Source organism: Streptococcus parasuis (assembly GCF_021654455.1).
Taxonomy (GTDB): domain Bacteria; phylum Bacillota; class Bacilli; order Lactobacillales; family Streptococcaceae; genus Streptococcus; species Streptococcus parasuis.
In genome coordinates this window covers 1,673,205-1,693,760 of record NZ_AP024276.1, presented here as the reverse complement: position 1 = coordinate 1,693,760, position 20,556 = coordinate 1,673,205, and the positions used below count along the sequence as shown (strand labels likewise).

Annotated in this window: 22 protein-coding genes; 18 read left to right on the top strand and 4 right to left on the bottom strand. The window is 40.8% G+C overall.

The window, feature by feature from the left end; genetic code table 11:
* The first annotated feature begins 31 nt into the window (after positions 1-31).
* The 9 genes from ftsA to ileS all read left to right on the top strand — a co-directional run bounded on the left by ftsA (position 32) and on the right by ileS (position 9,157).
* Complete coding sequence (gene ftsA / locus L6410_RS08560) at positions 32-1,408, top strand: cell division protein FtsA (protein WP_024391040.1); 1,377 nt, start codon at positions 32-34, stop codon at positions 1,406-1,408.
* 23 nt (positions 1,409-1,431) lie between these two features.
* Positions 1,432-2,667, top strand: a complete 1,236-nt coding sequence (gene ftsZ, locus L6410_RS08555; RefSeq protein WP_024396920.1) for a cell division protein FtsZ — start codon at positions 1,432-1,434, stop codon at positions 2,665-2,667.
* Between the two features lies 1 nt (position 2,668).
* Entirely contained in the window at positions 2,669-3,343 is a 675-nt protein-coding gene (locus L6410_RS08550; RefSeq protein ID WP_024396919.1) for a YggS family pyridoxal phosphate-dependent enzyme, read from the top strand.
* 14 nt (positions 3,344-3,357) lie between these two features.
* Positions 3,358-3,924, top strand: coding sequence for a cell division protein SepF (locus L6410_RS08545; protein WP_024396918.1), 567 nt, complete (start codon positions 3,358-3,360; stop codon positions 3,922-3,924).
* A 5-nt stretch (positions 3,925-3,929) separates the two neighbouring features.
* On the top strand, positions 3,930-4,193 hold the full coding sequence (locus L6410_RS08540) for a YggT family protein (protein ID WP_172055253.1): 264 nt from the start codon (positions 3,930-3,932) through the stop codon (positions 4,191-4,193).
* Positions 4,194-4,195: 2 nt separating this feature from the next.
* A complete protein-coding gene (locus L6410_RS08535; RefSeq protein ID WP_024396916.1) occupies positions 4,196-4,987 on the top strand; it encodes a YlmH family RNA-binding protein in 792 nt (263 codons plus the stop codon).
* Positions 4,988-4,995: 8 nt separating this feature from the next.
* On the top strand, positions 4,996-5,691 hold the full coding sequence (locus tag L6410_RS08530) for a DivIVA domain-containing protein (protein ID WP_172055255.1): 696 nt from the start codon (positions 4,996-4,998) through the stop codon (positions 5,689-5,691).
* Positions 5,692-5,913: 222 nt separating this feature from the next.
* Positions 5,914-6,357 carry a GNAT family N-acetyltransferase gene (locus L6410_RS08525; RefSeq protein WP_024391033.1) on the top strand — a complete coding sequence of 148 codons (444 nt, stop codon included), beginning with the start codon at positions 5,914-5,916 and terminating at the stop codon, positions 6,355-6,357.
* A gap of 10 nt (positions 6,358-6,367) precedes the next feature.
* Positions 6,368-9,157 (top strand): isoleucine--tRNA ligase, encoded by a 2,790-nt coding sequence (gene ileS / locus L6410_RS08520; RefSeq protein ID WP_237396771.1) that lies wholly within the window; start codon positions 6,368-6,370, stop codon positions 9,155-9,157.
* A 321-nt stretch (positions 9,158-9,478) separates the two neighbouring features.
* On the opposite strand, the gene L6410_RS08515 is transcribed toward ileS, so the two are convergent.
* From L6410_RS08515 to L6410_RS08505, 3 genes are all read right to left on the bottom strand, one after another.
* Positions 9,479-9,787 (bottom strand): DUF1827 family protein, encoded by a 309-nt coding sequence (locus L6410_RS08515; RefSeq protein ID WP_024396912.1) that lies wholly within the window; start codon positions 9,785-9,787, stop codon positions 9,479-9,481.
* 46 nt (positions 9,788-9,833) lie between these two features.
* Positions 9,834-10,301, bottom strand: coding sequence for an NUDIX hydrolase (locus L6410_RS08510; protein WP_172090000.1), 468 nt, complete (start codon positions 10,299-10,301; stop codon positions 9,834-9,836).
* Positions 10,302-10,444: 143 nt separating this feature from the next.
* Positions 10,445-12,688, bottom strand: a complete 2,244-nt coding sequence (locus L6410_RS08505; RefSeq protein WP_237395323.1) for an ATP-dependent Clp protease ATP-binding subunit — start codon at positions 12,686-12,688, stop codon at positions 10,445-10,447.
* Between the two features lie 329 nt (positions 12,689-13,017).
* On the opposite strand from L6410_RS08505, the gene L6410_RS08500 reads away from it, so the two are divergent.
* The 4 genes from L6410_RS08500 to L6410_RS08485 all read left to right on the top strand — a co-directional run bounded on the left by L6410_RS08500 (position 13,018) and on the right by L6410_RS08485 (position 15,763).
* Complete coding sequence (locus tag L6410_RS08500; RefSeq protein WP_024392448.1) at positions 13,018-13,248, top strand: DUF1797 family protein; 231 nt, start codon at positions 13,018-13,020, stop codon at positions 13,246-13,248.
* Between the two features lie 118 nt (positions 13,249-13,366).
* The gene (locus tag L6410_RS08495) at positions 13,367-14,047 is read left to right on the top strand and encodes an amino acid ABC transporter permease (protein WP_024392449.1); all 681 of its coding nucleotides are present in this window, start codon (positions 13,367-13,369) and stop codon (positions 14,045-14,047) included.
* A 1-nt stretch (position 14,048) separates the two neighbouring features.
* Entirely contained in the window at positions 14,049-14,783 is a 735-nt protein-coding gene (locus L6410_RS08490) for an amino acid ABC transporter ATP-binding protein (RefSeq protein ID WP_172016423.1), read from the top strand.
* Positions 14,784-14,911: 128 nt separating this feature from the next.
* Positions 14,912-15,763: a bifunctional methylenetetrahydrofolate dehydrogenase/methenyltetrahydrofolate cyclohydrolase gene (locus L6410_RS08485; protein ID WP_172055259.1), complete on the top strand. Its 852-nt coding sequence runs from the start codon at positions 14,912-14,914 to the stop codon at positions 15,761-15,763.
* Positions 15,764-15,843: 80 nt separating this feature from the next.
* Here the strand turns inward: L6410_RS08485 and ypfJ are convergent, their stop codons facing one another.
* Positions 15,844-16,752: a KPN_02809 family neutral zinc metallopeptidase gene (gene ypfJ, locus L6410_RS08480; protein WP_024392452.1), complete on the bottom strand. Its 909-nt coding sequence runs from the start codon at positions 16,750-16,752 to the stop codon at positions 15,844-15,846.
* 167 nt (positions 16,753-16,919) lie between these two features.
* Between ypfJ and xseA the strand changes: the two genes are divergently transcribed.
* Genes xseA through L6410_RS08455 form a run of 5 tightly spaced genes read left to right on the top strand, consistent with a single transcriptional unit; the run spans position 16,920 to position 20,554 of the window.
* Positions 16,920-18,263: an exodeoxyribonuclease VII large subunit gene (gene xseA / locus L6410_RS08475; RefSeq protein ID WP_237395322.1), complete on the top strand. Its 1,344-nt coding sequence runs from the start codon at positions 16,920-16,922 to the stop codon at positions 18,261-18,263.
* Positions 18,238-18,453 carry an exodeoxyribonuclease VII small subunit gene (locus L6410_RS08470; RefSeq protein ID WP_024392454.1) on the top strand — a complete coding sequence of 72 codons (216 nt, stop codon included), beginning with the start codon at positions 18,238-18,240 and terminating at the stop codon, positions 18,451-18,453. The genes xseA and L6410_RS08470 overlap by 26 nt, the downstream gene beginning before the upstream one ends.
* The gene (locus L6410_RS08465) at positions 18,453-19,322 is read left to right on the top strand and encodes a polyprenyl synthetase family protein (protein WP_237395321.1); all 870 of its coding nucleotides are present in this window, start codon (positions 18,453-18,455) and stop codon (positions 19,320-19,322) included. Before L6410_RS08470 ends, L6410_RS08465 begins: the two co-directional genes overlap by 1 nt.
* Positions 19,315-20,136 carry a TlyA family RNA methyltransferase gene (locus L6410_RS08460; protein ID WP_237395320.1) on the top strand — a complete coding sequence of 274 codons (822 nt, stop codon included), beginning with the start codon at positions 19,315-19,317 and terminating at the stop codon, positions 20,134-20,136. Before L6410_RS08465 ends, L6410_RS08460 begins: the two co-directional genes overlap by 8 nt.
* Positions 20,129-20,554, top strand: a complete 426-nt coding sequence (locus tag L6410_RS08455) for an arginine repressor (RefSeq protein WP_024392457.1) — start codon at positions 20,129-20,131, stop codon at positions 20,552-20,554. Before L6410_RS08460 ends, L6410_RS08455 begins: the two co-directional genes overlap by 8 nt.
* Positions 20,555-20,556 lie beyond the last annotated feature (2 nt).

Genomic DNA, 20,556 nt, shown 5'->3' with positions numbered 1-20,556 from the left:
TTAAAGTTGAAAGTAAGAGAGGACGGATAGAATGGTAAAAAGCGGCTTTTTTACGGGTTTAGATATTGGTACAAGCTCCGTTAAAGTCTTGGTAGCTGAATATGCAGATAATGAAATGAATGTGATCGGAGTTAGTAGCGTAAAAAGCGCTGGCGTTAAGGATGGCATTATTGTAAATATTGATGTAGCGGCAGGTGCGATTAAAAAAGCACTAGAACAAGCAGAAGAAAAATCAGGAATTCGTATTGATAGAGTAAATGTTGGTTTACCAGCAAATCTATTGCAAATTGAACCAACGCAAGGGATGATTCCTGTAACTACAGATTCTCAAGAAATTACAGATTTAGATGTTGAGAATGTAGTGAAGTCTGCTTTAACAAAGAGTATGACACCTGAGCGCGAAGTTATTTCCTTCATTCCAGAAGAGTTCGTTGTAGATGGATTCCAAGGGATTAAAGATCCTCGTGGGATGATGGGGATTCGTTTGGAAATGCGTGGCATGCTTTATACTGGACCACGTACCATTCTTCATAACTTACGAAAAACTGTTGAACGTGCAGGTGTTCAGGTTGAGAACATTGTGATTTCACCACTTGCTCTTACACGCTCTGTTTTAAATGAAGGAGAACGTGAATTTGGTGCAACAGTGATTGACCTTGGTGGAGGTCAAACGACTGTAGCAGTTATGAGAAACCAAGAGTTGCAATATACGAATATTTACCAAGAAGGTGGAGACTACATCACTAAGGATATTTCTAAGGTATTGACAACGTCACAAAGCATTGCAGAAAACCTTAAATTCAACTACGGAATTGCCTATCCGCAGGATGCAAGTGATAAGGAAAAATTCACTGTTGAGGTGATTGGAGAAAGCACACCTGTTGAAGTAACAGAACGTTATTTATCAGAAGTTATTTCAGCCCGTCTTCGTCAAATTTTTGACCGAGTAAGACAGGATTTGGAACGTACTCGTGCTCTTGATTTGCCAGGCGGTGTTGTCTTGGTTGGTGGCGGTGCCATTTTACCAGGTATCGCAGAATTGGCCCAAGAAGTATTGGGAGCTAATACAAAACTTTTTGTTCCAAATCAAATTGGTATCCGCAATCCAGCTTTTGCTAGCGTGATTAGTTTAGTTGAATATGTTGGTGGTTTAGAAGAAGTTGAAAAGATTGCACAGCGCGCAGTAAATGGTGAAGCTGATTTGCGTCAAAAACCTGTTGATTTTACTGTTTCTCGTCCTCGAGTTGTTCCAACTATTCAACCTGAGGTGACTATTCCTGTTGAGACCAACGAGGATAATGACAGATCTCTTCATGATTTTGAAGATGAGCATGATGAAACACAATCAGCGACAAGAAGCAATTTCACAGATCGTCTTCGTGGTTTGTTTGGTAGCATGTTTGAATAAGTATAGAAAAGGTGATAAAAACTATGGCATTTTCATTTGAAGCAGCAGCAAGTCATGGTGCTGTCATTAAAGTAATTGGTGTCGGTGGTGGCGGTGGTAACGCCATCAACCGTATGATTGAGGAAGGTGTGGCTGGTGTTGAATTTATCGCAGCCAACACAGACGTACAAGCATTGAGTAGCTCAAAGGCAGAAACAGTTATCCAATTGGGTCCTAAATTGACTCGTGGTTTGGGTGCTGGAGGTCAGCCTGAAGTTGGTCGCAAAGCAGCTGAAGAGAGTGAAGAAGCTTTGACCAATGTTCTTTCAGGAGCTGATATGGTCTTCATTACTGCTGGTATGGGCGGTGGATCTGGTACAGGTGCAGCTCCAGTGATTGCACGCATTGCAAAAAATTTGGGTGCTTTAACAGTTGCAGTTGTAACACGTCCATTTGGATTTGAAGGAAACAAGCGTGGCAACTTTGCGATTGAAGGAATTGAAGGTCTTCGTGAACAAGTAGATACACTCTTGATTATTTCAAACAACAACTTGCTTGAAATTGTTGATAAGAAAACTCCATTGTTGGAAGCCTTGAGTGAGGCTGACAACGTACTCCGTCAAGGTGTACAAGGGATTACCGATTTGATTACGAATCCTGGTTTGATCAACTTGGACTTCGCTGATGTGAAGACAGTGATGGAAAACAAAGGAAATGCTCTTATGGGTATTGGTATCGGTACAGGTGAAGATCGTGTTGTTGAAGCAGCTCGTAAAGCGATTTATTCACCACTTCTTGAAACAACAATTGATGGTGCTGAAGATGTCATTGTCAACGTAACTGGTGGTTACGATATGACGTTGACAGAAGCCGAAGATGCTTCAGAGATTGTAAATCAAGCGGCTGGACAAGGTGTCAATATTTGGTTGGGAACATCAATCGATGAGTCAATGAAAGATGAAATCCGAGTAACTGTGGTTGCAACTGGTGTTCGTCAAGAACCATCAGAGCGTGCTAGTCGTTCACGTGTATCAGAGCATGTAGCACCTCGTCGCTCACAGCATTTTGATTTACCAACTAATCCTACGCCATCTGCTAGCCGTGGTGTGACTCAACCTGAGTCACCAAAAGCATCAGCATTTGGTGAATGGGATTTACGTCGTGAAAACTTAATCCGTTCTACAGAAGCAGAACCACAATCTGGTGTTTCCGTTGAAAAATTTACAATGGATGCGGATGAGGACGAATTAGATACACCGCCATTTTTCAGAAATCGTTAAAATGAATTTACAAAAAAATAGAGATGATGTGTTTGCTACTGTTGAACAAGCAGAGAAAAATGCACATCGGCCTAGTCAATCAGTGAATGTCATAGCTGTCACAAAATATGTTGACAGCTCTATTGTTAGAGAATTGATTAAAACAGGGATTCATCATATTGGTGAAAATCGTGTTGATAAATTTTTAGACAAGTATCATGCCTTATCTGATCAAGAATTGACTTGGCATCTGATTGGTACACTTCAAAGAAGAAAAGTGAAAGATGTGATCAATTATGTCGATTACTTTCATGCTTTGGATTCAGTCAAATTAGCTGAGGAAATCAATAAACGTGCAGAGAAACCGATTAAATGCTTCTTACAATTGAATATTTCAGGTGAGCAAAGTAAGCATGGCTTCTCTGTTGATGAATTAGAGGAGATTATTCCTCAATTGATCCCTTTTGAGAAAGTGGAAGTTGTTGGTTTGATGACAATGGCACCTTTTGATGCTGATTCAGAAGAATTAAACGAAATTTTCTCAAAAATGAATGAGATACATAAAACACTATCAGCGAGAAACATACCGCATATGCCATTTACTGAATTAAGTATGGGAATGAGCGGTGACTATGTACAGGCAATACAAAATGGGGCAACCTTTGTCCGTGTAGGCTCTGCATTTTTTACTGAATAGGGGATGAAGTAGGTATGGGAATTAAAGATACATTTAAAAATTTAGTTAACTATTTTGAAGTAGAAGATGCAAACGAGGTTGATGAACAGTACCAAGCAAATTCTACTGGTAACGAACGACCAGCAATGCATGTTGCTACAACAAAACCGGTCAGCAGACCTGTTGAAAGACCAAGTCGTGTCGAATCACGAGGGGATGCAAACAGTGGATCGGAGTCGCGGTTGCAACGCTTACATGATCGTCAGCAAGAATTAATGTCTCATAGCGAACAAGGTAATTTGAAATCAACAATTGATATTAAGTTTCCAAAACGTTATGAAGATGCACCAGAAATGGTTAATCTCTTGTTAGATAATGCAAGTATTTTAATTGATTTTCAATACATGTCTGAACAACAGGCACGCCGTTGTTTGGATTATTTGGATGGGGCACGATCAGTTCTTTCTGGAAATTTAAAGAAAGTTTCAAATACAATGTGGCTGTTAACCCCTGTAAATGTAACGGTGCATATTGAGGAACTCCGTAACACGAATGTCGGTGCGAATCAAGATTCTCAATTTGATTTTGATATGAAGCGGTAAATTTTATGCAATTTTTGATTTTTCTTATTTTAAAAATTGTAGAAATTTATTCGTATCTTTTGTTGGCATATGCATTATTGAGCTGGTTTCCCAATCTCTATGCAACTCCATTGGGGCGTTTGATTCAGTGGGCTGTGGCACCTATGTTAAAGCCCTTTAGACGGCTCAATCTACAGTTCCTGGGCTTGGATTGGACAGTTATGGTTGCAATGATTGCACTCAACATTGGGACACGGATACTGATTCGCATCCTGCTTTTGCTAGCTTAATCATGAAAAATGATAAACAAATAATGCAACATTTTGCCAAGGAAGAAAGGGAATTCGTTGAGAAAATAATGGATATGTGTCAGCAAGTTGAAGATACATATTCCTATAGATTAACGCACTTTCTACATCCCCGACAAGATGATATTGTATCTAAAATTGCGCATTACTATCAATTACAAACTTTTTCAAGTCGTGACTTCTTGCCAACTGAACATTCGAGAGTCATTATTGCTCCAAGTTACTATGAATTAGATACTCAGGATTTTAGGCTAACAGCTCTTGATTTATCTTTTTCAAGAAAATTTCATACTCTTTCTCATTCTCAAGTATTAGGAACTTTTCTAAATCAATTGGGGATTAAAAGAGAATACTTGGGTGATATCATCGTCAATGAAGAACAGCTTTTGGTGTTTTTAGATGAAAAGTTTGGACAGATTGCTCAACAGTCTATCACCAAAATTGCTCGTGTTCCTGTCAAGGTACGAGAAATTTCGTGGCTGTCAGTTCAATTATTGAACCAACAGGACTGGCGTTCAAAAGATGTTCTTGTTTCCAGTTTGAGACTGGATAAGTTGGTTGCGGTTGCTTTTAATCTTTCACGCTCTACTGCGAATAAGTTGATAGAAGCAGGGCATGTAAAGTTGGATTATCTCCAATCCGATCAACCAAGTCGGACAGTTGAAATTGGGCAATTGATTAGTGTGAGGAAATACGGTAGAATTCGTTTAAACGAGTTTTTAGGTTTTTCTAAGCAAGGAAAGATAAAATTAAAGATAGACATAGTAAAAACTTAGGAGGAACTATGGTACTAACAGCACTAGAATTAAAAGATAAAACCTTCGGAACAAAATTCCGAGGTTATGATGCAGATGAAGTTGATGACTTTTTAGATATTGTAACGCGTGATTATGAAGAGTTAATTCGTAAAAATCACGAACAAGAGCTGGAATTGAAGAGTTTGCGTGAGCGATTGGCTTATTTTGATGAAATGAAAGAATCGCTAAGCAAATCCGTTCTATTGGCTCAAGATACTGCTGAAAAAGTGAAAAAAGCTGCGGATGAGCAAGCAGCAAATATCATTAAACAAGCAGATTATGATGTGGCAACCTTATTGCATGAAGCGAAAGATAAGGCAAATGAAATTCTTCGTATTTCGACTGATAATGCTAAAAAAGTAGCGGTTGAAACAGAAGAGTTGAAAAATAAAACACGTGTGTTCCATCAGCGCTTGAAATCGACTATCGAAAGTCAGTTGTCATTGGTAAACTCACCTGAGTGGGAGGATATTTTACGACCAACTGCATCTTACATCCAAACAAGCGATGAAGCCTTTAGAGAAGTATTGGTAAAAGTGCTTGATGAAGAAGCACCTGTGGAAGAGAACCACTTGGATTATACCTTACAACTTTCTGAAGAAGAAATTGCAGAGTTGACACGTCAAGCAACAGCATTTGAAGAAAATGAAACAATTGCCTTGTCAATTGATGAAAATAACTGAGAGCAAAGACACTATCAATAGAAATATTTTTAGCGAGTAGGAGACGGTGGAAGCCCTACAATCCCTTTCTTGCGATAATCCCTTTGCATGATTTTTCCTGAAAGAAGTAGGGAAAGACGTCGGTTCACGTTACGAACGCTTGAGGGATAGGGGAAACTCTATCTGAACTAAGGTGGTACCACGAACTTTCGTCCTTATTTGGCGGGAGTTTTTTTATTTTTTATGATACGATTAGAACTGGTAAACAAAGATAATTTTGATCAGGTGCTAGATCTTGAAGTGGCACCTAAAGATCAGCGCCGAGTGGCGTCAGTTGAATATTCATTAGCTCAGGCATGGCTGTATCGAGATAGTGAAGTCCTATTTCCATATGCTGTTAAATCTGGACAGCTAACAGTGGGATTTCTCTTGTTGTCCTATCAACCCATGGAAAACAGTTATTATATCTGGCGCTTGCTCATTGATCAGAAGTATCAAAATCAGGGCTTTGGTAAGGAGGTCATTCGGCAAGTGTTACGACGAGCTAGGGATGATCAGCAGTGCCATAAGCTTACCGTAAATTATGTGATCGGTAATCATAAAATGCGGTACATCTTAGAAAAATTTGGCTTTCAGCCAGTCGGTTTAGATGGTCAAGAAATGAAAATGGAATTAATTGTTAAATAAAGGAGTTATGATGAAACTAAAAGAAACCCTCAATTTAGGTAAGACAGCCTTCCCAATGCGTGCAGGTTTGCCAACACGCGAACCTGAATGGCAAAAAGCTTGGGATGAAGCAAACTTGTATGCGCGACGTCAAGAACTGAACGAAGGAAAACCGTCCTTCCACCTCCACGATGGGCCTCCATACGCAAACGGAAATATCCACGTTGGGCATGCCTTAAATAAAATTTCTAAAGATATCATTGTTCGTTCTAAATCGATGTCTGGTTTCCGAGCTCCTTACGTACCAGGTTGGGATACTCATGGTCTTCCGATTGAGCAAGTCTTGGCAAAACAAGGTGTTAAACGGAAAGAGATGGACTTGGTTGAATACCTTGAAATGTGTCGTGATTATGCCTTAAGTCAGGTAGATAAGCAACGTGATGACTTCAAGCGTCTTGGTGTCTCTGCTGATTGGGAAAATCCATACATCACCTTGACGAAAGACTACGAAGCAGCTCAAATCCGTGTCTTCGGTGCTATGGCAGACAAGGGCTATATCTACCGCGGTGCTAAGCCTGTCTACTGGTCATGGTCATCTGAATCTGCCCTTGCAGAAGCTGAAATCGAATACCATGACATTGATTCAACATCCCTTTACTATGCTAACAAGGTCAAAGATGGCAAGGGGGTGCTGGATTCAGATAGCTATATCGTTGTTTGGACAACTACACCATTTACTGTTACAGCTTCACGTGGATTGACAATGGGTGCAGATATTGATTATGTACTTGTTCAGCCAGAAGGTTCTGACCGTAAGTATGTATTGGCAGAAGCCTTGGTTGACAGTTTGGCAGCCAAATTTGGTTGGGCATCTTTCGAAGTGATTTCAAAACACAAGGGTGCTGAGTTTGAATATATTGTCACAGAACACCCATGGGATACTGAAGTGGATGAATTGGTCATCTTGGGTGATCATGTAACGACAGATTCAGGTACTGGTATTGTCCATACGGCTCCTGGTTTTGGTGAAGATGACTATAATGTCGGAATCAAATACAATTTAGAGGTGGCTGTAACTGTCAACGAACGTGGCTTGATGATGGAAAATGCTGGTCCTGATTTTGAAGGGCAATTCTATGACAAGGTTGTTCCAACTGTAAAAGAAAAACTAGGAGACTTGCTTCTTGCTAGTGAAGTGATTAGTCACTCTTATCCATTTGACTGGCGGACCAAGAAACCAATTATCTGGCGTGCAGTGCCACAATGGTTTGCTTCTGTTTCTAAATTCCGTCAAGAAATTTTAGATCAAATCGAAGCAACAAACTTCATTCCAGGTTGGGGTAAAACACGTCTCTACAATATGATCCGTGACCGTGGTGACTGGGTCATCTCACGTCAGCGGGCTTGGGGTGTGCCACTTCCTATCTTCTATGCAGAAGATGGTACAGCAATTATGTCTAAGGAAGTGACGGACCACGTTGCAGCTCTCTTTGAAGAGCATGGTTCAATCATCTGGTGGAAATCAGAAGCTAAAGACCTTCTTCCAGCTGGATTTACTCATTCAGGTTCACCAAATGGCGAATTTACCAAAGAAACAGATATCATGGACGTATGGTTTGATTCTGGTTCATCTTGGAATGGTGTCATGAACGCTCGTGAAAACCTTGCCTATCCAGCAGACCTTTATCTTGAAGGATCTGACCAATACCGTGGCTGGTTTAACTCTTCCTTAATCACCTCTGTAGCAGTCAATGGTCATGCACCATATAAAGCAGTATTATCACAAGGATTTGTCCTAGATGGTAAAGGCTTGAAGATGTCTAAATCTCTTGGTAATACGATTTTACCTAGTGATGTTGAAAAACAATTTGGTGCAGAAATTTTGCGTTTGTGGGTGACTTCAGTTGATACGTCAAACGATGTCCGTGTATCAATGGAAATTCTTGGACAAGTTTCTGAAACTTACAGGAAAATTCGCAACACCCTCCGTTTCTTGATTGCTAATACCTCTGATTTCAATCCAGCAAGCGATGCGGTAGCTTATGACGAGCTTCGTTCAGTTGACCAATACCTCTTGGTGAAATTCAACAAACTGGTAGCACAAATTCGTGATGCCTACGATAGCTTTGATTTCATGGCCATCTACAAGTCTGTGGTAAACTTTGTCACGCTTGATTTGTCAGCCTTCTACTTGGATTTTGCCAAGGACGTGGTCTACATTGATGGTGCCAAATCCTTGTCTCGCCGTCAGATGCAAACTGTTTTCTATGACATCTTGGTGAAAATTACCAAGCTCTTGACTCCAATCTTGCCACATACCGCAGAAGAAATCTGGTCATATTTGGAACACGAACCAGAAGAGTTTGTACAATTGGCGGAAATGCCAGAGGTGGAAACCTTTGCGAATGATGCGCAGTTGTTGGCTGACTGGGAGAAGGTTATGGTCTTCCGTACTCAGGCACAAAAAGCCTTGGAAGAAGCGCGTAATGTAAAAGTGATTGGTAAGTCACTTGAAGCGCATTTGACAGCCTATGTCTCAGCTGAAACCAAGTCATTCTTGGAAGGCTTAAATGCTGACCTTGCTCAACTTTTGATTGTATCTGATTTGACAGTTACCACCGAAGCTGCTCCTGCATCAGCGGTAGAAGTTGATGAACTTTCCTTTACTGTTGCTCGTGCAACTGGTGAAGTTTGTGATCGTTGCCGTCGCATTGATACTAGTGTTGTAGAGCGTAGCTATGGTGCAACAATCTGTGACCACTGTGCAAGCGTAGTAGAAGAAAACTTTGCGGAAGCAGTAGCTCAAGGTTTTGAAGCATAGTCGAATGAATTAGCTTTCAGACAAGGAACTGAGGCGCAGGCTGTACTAGAGTACGGAAAGGCGAAAGTGACGATGTATCAAATCTAATTCAAATGACTATATAAGTATAAAAGTCTATCTATTTCTGGATAGGCTTTTTTTTCAAAAAAAAGAAGCTGGGCAAAAAGCCCAGCTCCACTACTCAGAGTTCGTGTCAACATCTCAGCGCAGTGGTTGATTGGCAGATTCGTTCGTGTTTTACACTCCAAATCTGACCTAATCAACTGTGCGGGGGTGGGAAGACGAACTCTTTTTTAGACCAGTCGAGTTCTTTCCCACTCCCTAATCTTCAGTAATAATAGGGATTGACATTTCAATTAGGCGGTCAGTATGAATCGTTTGAATGGCTGCCTTATTTATTATCCGTTCATCAACTTTCCGACGTAGAAAATAATCGCGAATTTTATTGACTTCTGCTGGTTGAATGGCACGATATTTATTTCTAATAAGGAGCTCGTAATGTCGTGGAGCTTGTGTAAAAAGGACATCGGTGTTTCCTGCAGAATAGGTTTCTACTAGGAAGGCATCGGTATTGGCTAGTTGATTTTGCACTAATTGAGAATGACTATTCGTCGTATTGATAATCTTCATGCGAAACTTCCTCCGTCTCTTTGGCTACATTATAGCACTCTTGGGTTTATTTATCTAGTCTTTTTTGAGCAAATTCTAGCTTTTGCCATTGTTCAATTCCCCATTTGTGGCTACCACGTTTCAGTTTGTTAATAGCCTCTTCAATAGGAAACCAAGCAATATGATTAAAGTCTTCTAATGGTGCCCCAACTTGTTTGTAACTCGTAACTTGATAGATATAAGCTGGGTTGTAAAAATGAGTATCACGATGGCTGGAATAAAAATACTCATCGGCTTGACCAAAATATTGTCCAATTTCAGCGGTAAAGCCTAATTCTTCAATTAATTCTCTTTCTAGGGCTGATAGGTGATTTTCCCCTTCCTCAATCTCACCACCTGGGAGGAACCAGGCTCCATTAGGAGCTTGAACCAATACAATTTTCTCTAATTTCTCATCAGGAATAACAGCATAGACTCCATAACGATTGGTGTAGTGTACACCATTCTTTTTTTCACCGAAAATTGCATTTGACATGGTATTCTCCTTTTAATAGGGGCTTTTTAGTATTATACCATTTTAGCCTAAATTTTTCTTATATAATAGTTGGAATTTTTTGAATTTTATGTATGAGTGAAAAAGAGCGGGGCAACCTAGCCGGATGCCTCCGCTAACATGTTTTATTTTTCTTTTGGCGTTTGAGCTTTGATTTGGATGGTGCCTTTATTGGTCATGACAGCTCGTAAATCTTTCTCATTAGGATTCTCTAAATAGAAATCGGTAATGGCATCTTCAATTTGGTCTTGAATGGTCCTGCGAAGGGGACGTGCACCCATTTTAGGATCGTAACCAAGATCAACTAATTTTTCCTTTACTTTATCGGTCACATGTAGTCGAATACCGTTTGTAGATAAGCGACGGTTGACGTCTTCCAGCATGAGACTGACAATTTGGAGCAGATTTTCTTTTGTGAGTGGTTGGAATTCAATAATTCCATCGAAGCGGTTCATAAATTCAGGAGTGAAGAAATTACCGAGTTGACCAAGAACAGATTGTGTACGGCCTTCCATAGCGGCTCCAAATCCCACACTGGCTTCTACCTTTCCTGTACCAGCATTTGAAGTCATAATGATAATGGTATCTTTGAAGCTAACTGTTCGCCCTTGTCCATCTGTCAGTCGACCGTCATCAAGAACTTGTAGGAACATGTGCATCACATCTGGATGCGCCTTTTCAACTTCATCAAGGAGAATGAGTGAATATGGATTGCGACGGACTTTTTCTGTTAGTTGGCCAGCTTCTTCATACCCCACATATCCAGGAGGGGCACCGACTAGTTTTGCAACTGCGTGTTTTTCCATATATTCAGACATATCAAATCGAATCATGCTGTCCGCTGAACCGAAGAGCTCAATGGCTAATTGTTTTGATAATTCTGTTTTACCGACGCCAGTAGGTCCTACGAATAAGAAGGAACCAATTGGACGATTTGGTGCTCCAAGTCCTACACGATTGCGACGGATTGCTTTTGCAATCTTATCAACAGCGTCGTCTTGTCCAATGACATGCGCTTTGAGATCACTTGCCAAATGTATCAATTGAGACTGTTCTTTTTCTTTCAGTTCGCCAACGGGGATATTTGTTTTTTGTTCAATGATGGCTTCGATTTCTTTTTCGGTAATGAGAGGAATATCCTCTTCACTAATCGTTGCCTTTTGCATTTCTTTATATTTAGCAATTTGGTCACGATAATAGGCAGCTTTTTCGTAATCTTCATCACGAGTTGCTTGTTCTTTACGATTTTCGGCATCAATTAACCGTTGGTCAATTTCTTTAGGATCCACGAAGTTCAAGGTTAAGTTCATTTTTGACCCAGCTTCGTCTAGCAAATCAATCGCTTTGTCAGGTAAGAATCGGTCTTGAATATAGCGGTTGGATAATACGGCCGCAGCTTCAATGGCCTCAGGGGAATATTTTACATGGTGGTAGTCTTGGTATTTATTCTGAATACCTTTTAAGATAGTGATTGTTTCTTCAACACTAGGTTCGTCAACTTTTACAGGTTGCATCCGACGTTCAAGAGCTGCATCTTTTTCAATAATGCGGTATTCATTTAAAGTAGTAGCACCGACCAGTTGCATTTCACCACGAGCGAGGGCGGGTTTTAGAATATTGCCCGCATCCATGTTTCCATCTCCTGCAGAACCAGCTCCGACAATCTCATGAATTTCATCAATGAAGAGAATAACTTCACGTCGGTTTCGAATTTCTTCCATGAGTTTTTGCATGCGTTCTTCAAATTGACCTCGGATTCCTGTTCCTTGAACAAGGCTGACAACATCTAATCGAATGACTTCTTTGTTTTGAAGTTTATGTGGAACGTCCCCGTCTACAATTTTTTGTGCTAGTCCTTCAACGACTGCAGTTTTACCAACACCGGGCTCACCGATAAGAACGGGGTTGTTTTTAGTGCGGCGGTTCAAAATTTCAATCACCCGAGTGATTTCTTGATCGCGTCCGATAACGGGGTCAATATCTCCACGTCGTGCAATCTCAGTAACATTAATCCCAAATTCTTCCAGCAATCCATTTGGTTGCGGGACTGTTTGGGTTCGACCAGTATTGGGTTGATTGAATCGACCACCACCGTTGCCACCGCCTGCTTGAGTAGGAGGTGTTTGATCACGATTCTTACCAGCTGGGGTATTTCCAGGGTAACCACCTAAATGATTGAAAAATTCACTAAATGGATCCATATTGTTTGGATTCGTTAAGTCCCCTAAGCCACGTAAAATAGCATTATTTGGATCTGTTTTCATAATTTGATAACAATTATGGCAAAGGTCAACTTGCTGTTGTTTGCCATTCATATTTGTATAGAGATGAATGGTAGCATCATTTATTTTACAGTTTGTACAGAGCATTCAATTACCTCTTTTCTAATAGTAACATTACAAAACTCTGTGAAAATTAATCTCATTTTTTCCTACTCGAATGCTAGAATATTGTGTATAAATTAAATCACATACAATTGCGCATTCAGATGAATTTCCACGAAGTAAGGTCTTTATCGAATAGTCAATAAAGGTCAGTTCTGTTTTAATTATATCAAGTTTTGGAGAAAATGCAAGAAACTGATATGCATTCTAGTATTTCTTTTTACGAAAAATTGGGGGAAGAAAATTACGTAAAAATAAGACTTTTTCACAAAATTATGGTAGAATATTCCTATATTAAGAAGAGGAGAATGAATATGGAATCACATTTGGTGAGAATTATCAATCGTCTTGAAGCCATGGCCAGTGATGGTGGTACCTTGAAACGTAATTTTGAACGTGATGGTGTTGTCGTTGCAGAAGTTGCCTACAGCTATGACGAAGAAAATGGTTCAGTATTTACCCTACGTGATGTTGCTGCTCGTGAGACGTATACGTTTGACAGCATTGACTTGATTGCAATGGAAATTTACGAACTGTTGTACTAAACACAGGATAGTTAAAAGCGCCAAGGGTGCTTTTTCTTTTGTGAATAATTAGTCTAGGTAGTTGCATATTTATTCGAAAATGTTATAATGTAGTATACGTCTTTTGAGGAGTGGAGATATGAATTTTTCTTTTTTGCCTGATTATTGGGCTTATTTTAATTATGGTGTATTAGTTACTCTTATTATCGCTGTATTTGTTGTTGCTTTTGGTAGTATTTTGGGTGTTTTATTGGCTTTTGCACAACGGAGTAAATATAAATTACTTGTCTGGTTTGCCAATATTTATGTGTGGATTTTCCGTGGGACTCCAATGGTTGTACAGATTATGATTGGTTTTACCATGACTCATTTAGTTGCTCCAACTTTTCAGTTAGGTATTTTATCTGTTGATTTGTCTCGTCTGATTCCGGGGATGGTTATTCTATCAATGAACTCAGGGGCTTATGTATCTGAAACAGTACGTGCGGGGATTAATGCAGTTCCGAAGGGACAATTGGAGGCAGCCTACTCACTCGGTATCCGTCCTCGTCAAGCGATGCGCTATGTCATCATGCCTCAAGCTATCAAGAATATCCTACCTGCCTTGGGGAATGAATTTGTAACAATCGTAAAAGATAGTTCCCTTTTATCAACAATCGGCGTTGTTGAATTGTGGAATGGAGCGACTACGGTCTCTGCGTCAACTTACATTACAACGGAGCCTTTGTTATTTGCGGCCTTCTATTATTTGATTGTGACAAGTGTGTTAACGTTGGGCATCCAATACTTTGAGAAAAAATTGAATAAGGGGGGACATTGATATGGCAGAGGTTATTATTTCTATTAAGGATTTGCACAAATACTTCGGAGATAATGAAGTGTTAAAGGGTATTGATTTGGATATCCAACAGGGAGAAGTTGTTGTAATTATCGGTCCATCAGGTTCTGGGAAATCAACATTTCTACGGACAATGAACCTTTTAGAGGTGCCTACTAAGGGAAATGTTACATTTGAAGGTGTCGATATCACTGATAAGTCAAATGATATCTTTAAGATGCGTGAAAAAATGGGGATGGTATTTCAACAATTTAATCTCTTCCCTAATATGACAGTCTTGGAAAATATTACCTTATCACCAATTAAGACAAAGGGAATGACGAAGGCTGATGCTGAGAAGAAAGCAATGGACCTACTGGCTAAGGTTGGGCTACCAGATAAAGCGACTGCTTATCCACAGAGTTTATCAGGTGGGCAACAGCAACGTATTGCAATTGCTCGCGGATTGGCAATGGATCCAGATGTCTTGCTTTTTGATGAGCCTACGTCTGCCTTGGACCCTGAGATGGTCGGTGAGGTCTTATCGGTTATGCAGGATTTGGCAAAATCGGGAATGACCATGGTGATCGTAACCCACGAAATGGGTTTTGCAAGAGAAGTTGCTGATAGAGTCATCTTTATGGATGGAGGAGTAATCGTTGAAGATGGAACTCCTGAAGATGTGTTCGAACACACGAGAGAAGAACGGACGAAAGATTTCTTATCGAAAGTCCTATAACGATAGATACAACAGGATAACTCCGAAAACGTTCGGAGTTTTTCTATATGTTGGATTTTCAAGGAATCGTCCGTAGTCACACGAATGGTTTTACGATATAATAGAAAAAAACTAGAGGAGATAGTGAAATGACAGTCATTGATGGTAAGGCATTAGCAGCAAAAATGCAAGCAGCTTTAGCAGAGAAAACAGCTCAATTGAAGGTAGAAAAAGGATTGACACCAGGACTTGTGGTGATTTTAGTGGGTGAAAATCCAGCTAGTCAGGTTTATGTGCGGAATAAAGAACGTTCAGCCTTAGCAGCAGGGTTTAAGAGCGAAGTTGTACGAGTACCAGATACGATTTCTGAAAAGGAGCTCTTGGCATTAATCGAACGCTATAATCAAGATTCCGAATGGCATGGTATTTTAGTCCAGTTGCCGTTACCTGCCCATATCAGTGAGGAAAAGGTTTTATTGGCAATTGATCCAGATAAGGATGTAGATGGTTTCCATCCGACTAATATGGGTAAATTCTGGTCAGGACATCCAGTTATGATTCCTTCAACACCAGCAGGGATTATGGAGATGTTCAAAGAATATCAGATCGAGCTAGAAGGAAAAACGGCTGTGGTTATCGGTCGTTCAAACATTGTTGGGAAGCCGATGGCGCAGTTACTTTTAGATGCAAATGCGACTGTAACGATTGCTCATTCTCGGACAAAAAATCTGCCAGAATTAGCTAGACAAGCTGATATTCTTGTCGTTGCCATTGGGCGTGGTCATTTTGTCACCAAAGACTTTGTCAAACCAGGTGCAGTGGTGATTGACGTTGGTATGAACCGAGATGCAAATGGTAAACTGATTGGTGATGTTCAGTATGATGAAGTAGCAGAAGTTGCAAGCTACATCACACCAGTCCCAGGAGGAGTTGGACCAATGACCATTACCATGCTGATGGAACAGACATATGAAGCTTGCGTCAGAAGTGAAAAGAACTAGTTTCAACTTTTATAGATGAGATAGAGATACACGAATAGATCAAAAATCCCCAATCATACACGGATGATTGGGGATTTTTTCTACGGATTTTCTACTGAAAATGTATCTGCATGGGCAAGATCACCATAGGTGTACCCAAGGTTAAACCATTTTTTTCGTTGTTCAGAGGTTCCATGGGTGAAACTATCTGGAACGGTGCGGCCATAGGCTTCTTGCTGTAGGGTATCATCGCCGACAGCATGAGCTGCATTCATGGCTTCGTCGATGTCCCCTGCATCTAGTATACCTTGACCATCTACATATTTAGCCCATGCCCCAGCATAGTAATCAGCCTGCAGTTCGAGACGAACGTTCAGGGCATTGCCTTCTTTATCTGATAATTGTGCTCGTTTTTGATGGTATGCCCCAAGAACTTCCAATTCATTTTGGACATGGTGTCCAACTTCGTGGGCAATGACATAGGCCATTGCAAAGTCCCCAGACGCCTTGTATTTGCTAGATAATTCTTGGTAAAATGATGTATCGATATAAATTTTGCGGTCAGCTGAGCAGTAAAATGGCCCAGCTTGAGCAGATCCGATACCGCAGCCCGTTTGGGTCTGATCGGTATAGAAAACCATGGTAGGTGCTGAGTAGGTTAAATCATTGGCTTCAAATTCTTGGGTCCAAAAATCTTCTGTTGAGCCTAACACCTTACTCATAAATTCAGCATCGGCATCAGACACATTTGTACCTGTGGTGGTGACTTGACTGGACTGATATGAATTCGTTCCAGTAGAAGTAGAGAGCAATCCACCTAAATTAGACATTCCACCGAATGCTAATAGTAGGATGAGGACCAGCAATTTTCCTTTCCACCCGAGACGTGAAAACAATAAGCCCAATAAGACGTTACCTCCCGATGAACCTGACGAATAGGACGAGCCAGAACTAGATTGGCCTCGTCGGTCCTCAACATTGGAACTTTTTCGTAAATTATCTAATTTCATATATTCTCCCTAGAAACTCTCCACATCGTTTCTTCTAATCTTTCATAAACTATTATATAGTAAAATACCGAAAATAACACGTGAAAGCGTTTGGAATTTATGGGTTAGGTTCTGTATAATAGTGCAAAATTTGGTATAATAGTATGATACTGACAGAAGGAGTGGGCATGGTTGAATATTTATCGGTTAGTCATCTAACGAAGTATTTGAAATTAAAATTTGACCGAGATCCGTACTTGGAGAGGGTCTATTTGACAGGTCAGGTGTCTAACTTCCGCAAACGACCTTCCCATCAATATTTTTCGCTCAAGGATGATAAGGCGGTCATTCAAGCGACCATGTGGGCTGGTGTTTATAAACAGTTGGGCTTTGAACTTGAAGAGGGAATGAAAATCAACGCTGTCGGACGTGTCCAGCTTTATGAACCGAGTGGTTCTTATTCCATTGTCATTGAGAAAGCTGAGCCAGATGGTATTGGTGCTCTAGCAATAAAGTTTGAACAACTCAAACAAGCTCTGACACAGGAAGGATTGTTCAAGCAAGAGTTTAAGCAGGAGTTGCCTCGGTTTACCAAGAAAATTGGGGTCATTACTAGTCCGAGCGGAGCTGTTATTCAGGATATTATTACGACAGTCAGCAGGCGATTTCCTGGAGTGGAAATACTTCTCTATCCTACAAAGGTTCAAGGAGAAGGAGCTGCTCAGGAGGTTGTTGCCAATATACAAAGAGCCAATGAACGGGATGATTTGGATGTTCTGATTGTTGGTCGTGGCGGTGGTTCTATCGAAGACCTTTGGGCTTTCAATGAAGAAATTGTGGTTCGGGCAATTTTTGAATCCCGTATTCCTATTATTTCTAGTGTCGGTCATGAAACCGATACAACCTTGGCTGATTTTGTAGCAGATAAACGAGCTGCTACCCCAACAGCTGCCGCAGAATTAGCAACACCTGTGACCAAGGCAGACTTACTGGGCTACCTCAATCAGCAGGAAAATAGAGCCTATCAGGCCATGACAAATCGTTTGAAATTCCTGAGAGGTCAGCTTGAAAAAATTAGTCAGTCAGTCATGTTCCGCCAGCCTGAACGCCTGTATGATGGTTATTTACAAAAATTAGACCGCTTGACCAATCAATTGCAAACGCGTATGAAAGAAGTATATAGCCAGCAGAAGCAGGCAAGTCTCTTGCTAGATCAGCGACTATTAGGGATGCAGCTTGGTCGTAAAGTAGAGAGCTTCAAAGAGAGAATTATCCAGCAGGAGCGACTCTTGAAAAACAATATGACGAACATCTATAACCATAAACAGGCTAAGGCAGATAAATTGATTGAGGCCTTGACCATGCTAGATACTAGCCGTATTGTGGCTCGAGGCTATGCGATGGTTTTACAAGATGGGCGAGTCATAGATAGTGTAGAAAATGTACAAATGGGTGAGAATCTAACCATTCAAATGAAGAATGGTCAACTTGATGTGGAGGTAAAGCATGTCCAAACAGACGAAAACATTTGAAGAAAATTTAGCTGAACTAGAAGGAATCGTAACCAAATTGGAACGAGGAGATGTGGCTTTGGAAGAAGCACTTGCTGAATTTCAAAAAGGGATGGTCCTATCGAAAGACCTACAAAAGACGTTAGCAGAAGCGGAAAAGACCTTGGTTAAGGTCATGCAGGCGGATGGTAGTGAAGCGGAGCTTGGTTGATGGTAGCTAACAAATTGAATATCCTAGAGAAAACCATGGCTGACTTTTACCAGCCTCAAGTGGCTGAACGACTCAACAAATCGGTTCTTTACTCACTACAAGCTGGTGGCAAACGGATTCGCCCCCTGCTCTTGTTGACTATGTTGGAGTCTTTTGGGATAGAGTTGCAGCCTGCTCATTATCAAGTGGCAGCATGTGTAGAGTTGATTCATACTGGGAGTTTAATTCATGACGACTTGCCTTCTATGGACGATGATGATTTCCGTCGTGGACGTTTGACCAATCACAAGGCTTATGATGAAGCAACTGCAATTTTAGCTGGTGATAGTCTCTTTTTAGATCCTTTTGGATTTTTGGCTCAAGTTCATTTACCTGCTGAGACAATCGTTGCTCTCGTGAGAGAGCTTTCTAAGGCATCTGGGACCTTTGGAATGGTTGCTGGCCAAGTCTTGGATATGGCTGGTGAAGGCCAGTCTCTGTCCTTGGAGCAATTACAAACCATTCATGCCAATAAAACTGGGAAATTATTGACCTTTCCTTTTGTAGCAGCTGGTTTGATTGCTGGTCAGACAGACACAGTTATCCACCATTTGCAAAATGCTGGTCAGCTTGTCGGTCTAGCCTTTCAAGTCAGGGATGATATTTTGGATGTGACAGCCACTTTTGAGGAAATCGGAAAAACACCCCAAAAAGATTTATTAGCTGAGAAATCTACCTACCCTGCCCTAATGGGCTTGGAAGCCTCAAAAGTTTTTCTAGAGGACACCCTGAATCAAGCAATCAGCGAGCTAGATCAAGTGACTAAACTAGTCCCATTTTCAACAAAAGAAATTAAAGAAATCATAGAAAGTTTACGAATTAATGGCTAAGGAAAGAGTAGATGTATTAGCTTATAAACAGGGGCTTTTCGAGACGAGAGAGCAGGCCAAACGTGGTGTTATGGCTGGACTGGTCGTATCGGTCATCAATGGTGAACGTTACGATAAACCCGGTGAGAAGATTGATGAGGGAATCGAACTCAAGCTAAAGGGGGAAAAACTCAAGTATGTCAGCCGCGGTGGTCTCAAATTGGAGAAAGCCTTGCAGGTTTTCCAATTATCGGTTGAGGGGCAAACAACAATTGATATTGGGGCATCAACAGGTGGATTTACGGATGTTATGTTGCAGGCTGGTGCTAAGCAGGTCTATGCAGTAGATGTTGGTACCAATCAACTCGCTTGGAAATTGCGTCAGGATGAGCGCGTGATTAGTATGGAACAGTACAATTTCCGCTATGCTGAGTTGGGAGATTTCGAACTTGGTCAACCAAGTTTTGCGTCCATTGACGTCAGCTTTATCTCATTGAGTCTGATTTTACCAGCACTCCATCGTATTTTAGCGGAGGGCGGCCAGGTTGTAGCTTTGGTCAAACCACAATTTGAGGCGGGGCGTGAGCAGATTGGGAAGAATGGGATTGTCAAGGACAAATCAGTTCACCTGAAAGTGTTGGAAGATGTTACAGAAATGGCTGTCGAAAATGGCTATTCAGTTAAGGCACTTAGTTTCTCTCCAGTTCAAGGAGGGCATGGGAATATCGAATTTCTGGCTCACCTAGAGAAATCCATTCAACCAAGTACGATTGCCAAAGAGGAATTAACAAAAGTAGTTTATCAAGCACACGAGGAATTTAAAAAGGATGAATAAACGAGAACGATTAGAAGTCATTAAAGATTTGGTAGTTCGATTTCCGATTGATACACAGGAAGAAATTGTTGACCGACTTGAAGCTATGGGTGTTCATGCCACACAGGCAACGGTCTCTCGTGATATTAAGGAATTGGGCATTATTAAGGTACCTGCTAAGGATAAGGGCTATATTTATGGCTTATCAAAGGGTAGTGGGCAAAAGAATAAGACATCAAACCTATTAAAGTATGATTCCATGGGGCAGATGCTAAATTTGGTCTTGGTTCCTGGTAGTACTGCAGTGTTCAAGCGCCAAATTTTGGAGCAGTTTGAAGAATATATTTTTAGTATCATTGCAGATGATGATAGCATTTTAATCATTTTGAAGGACAGTGATATGATGCCTCAAATAGTTCAATCCATTAGAAGTTGGTAGAC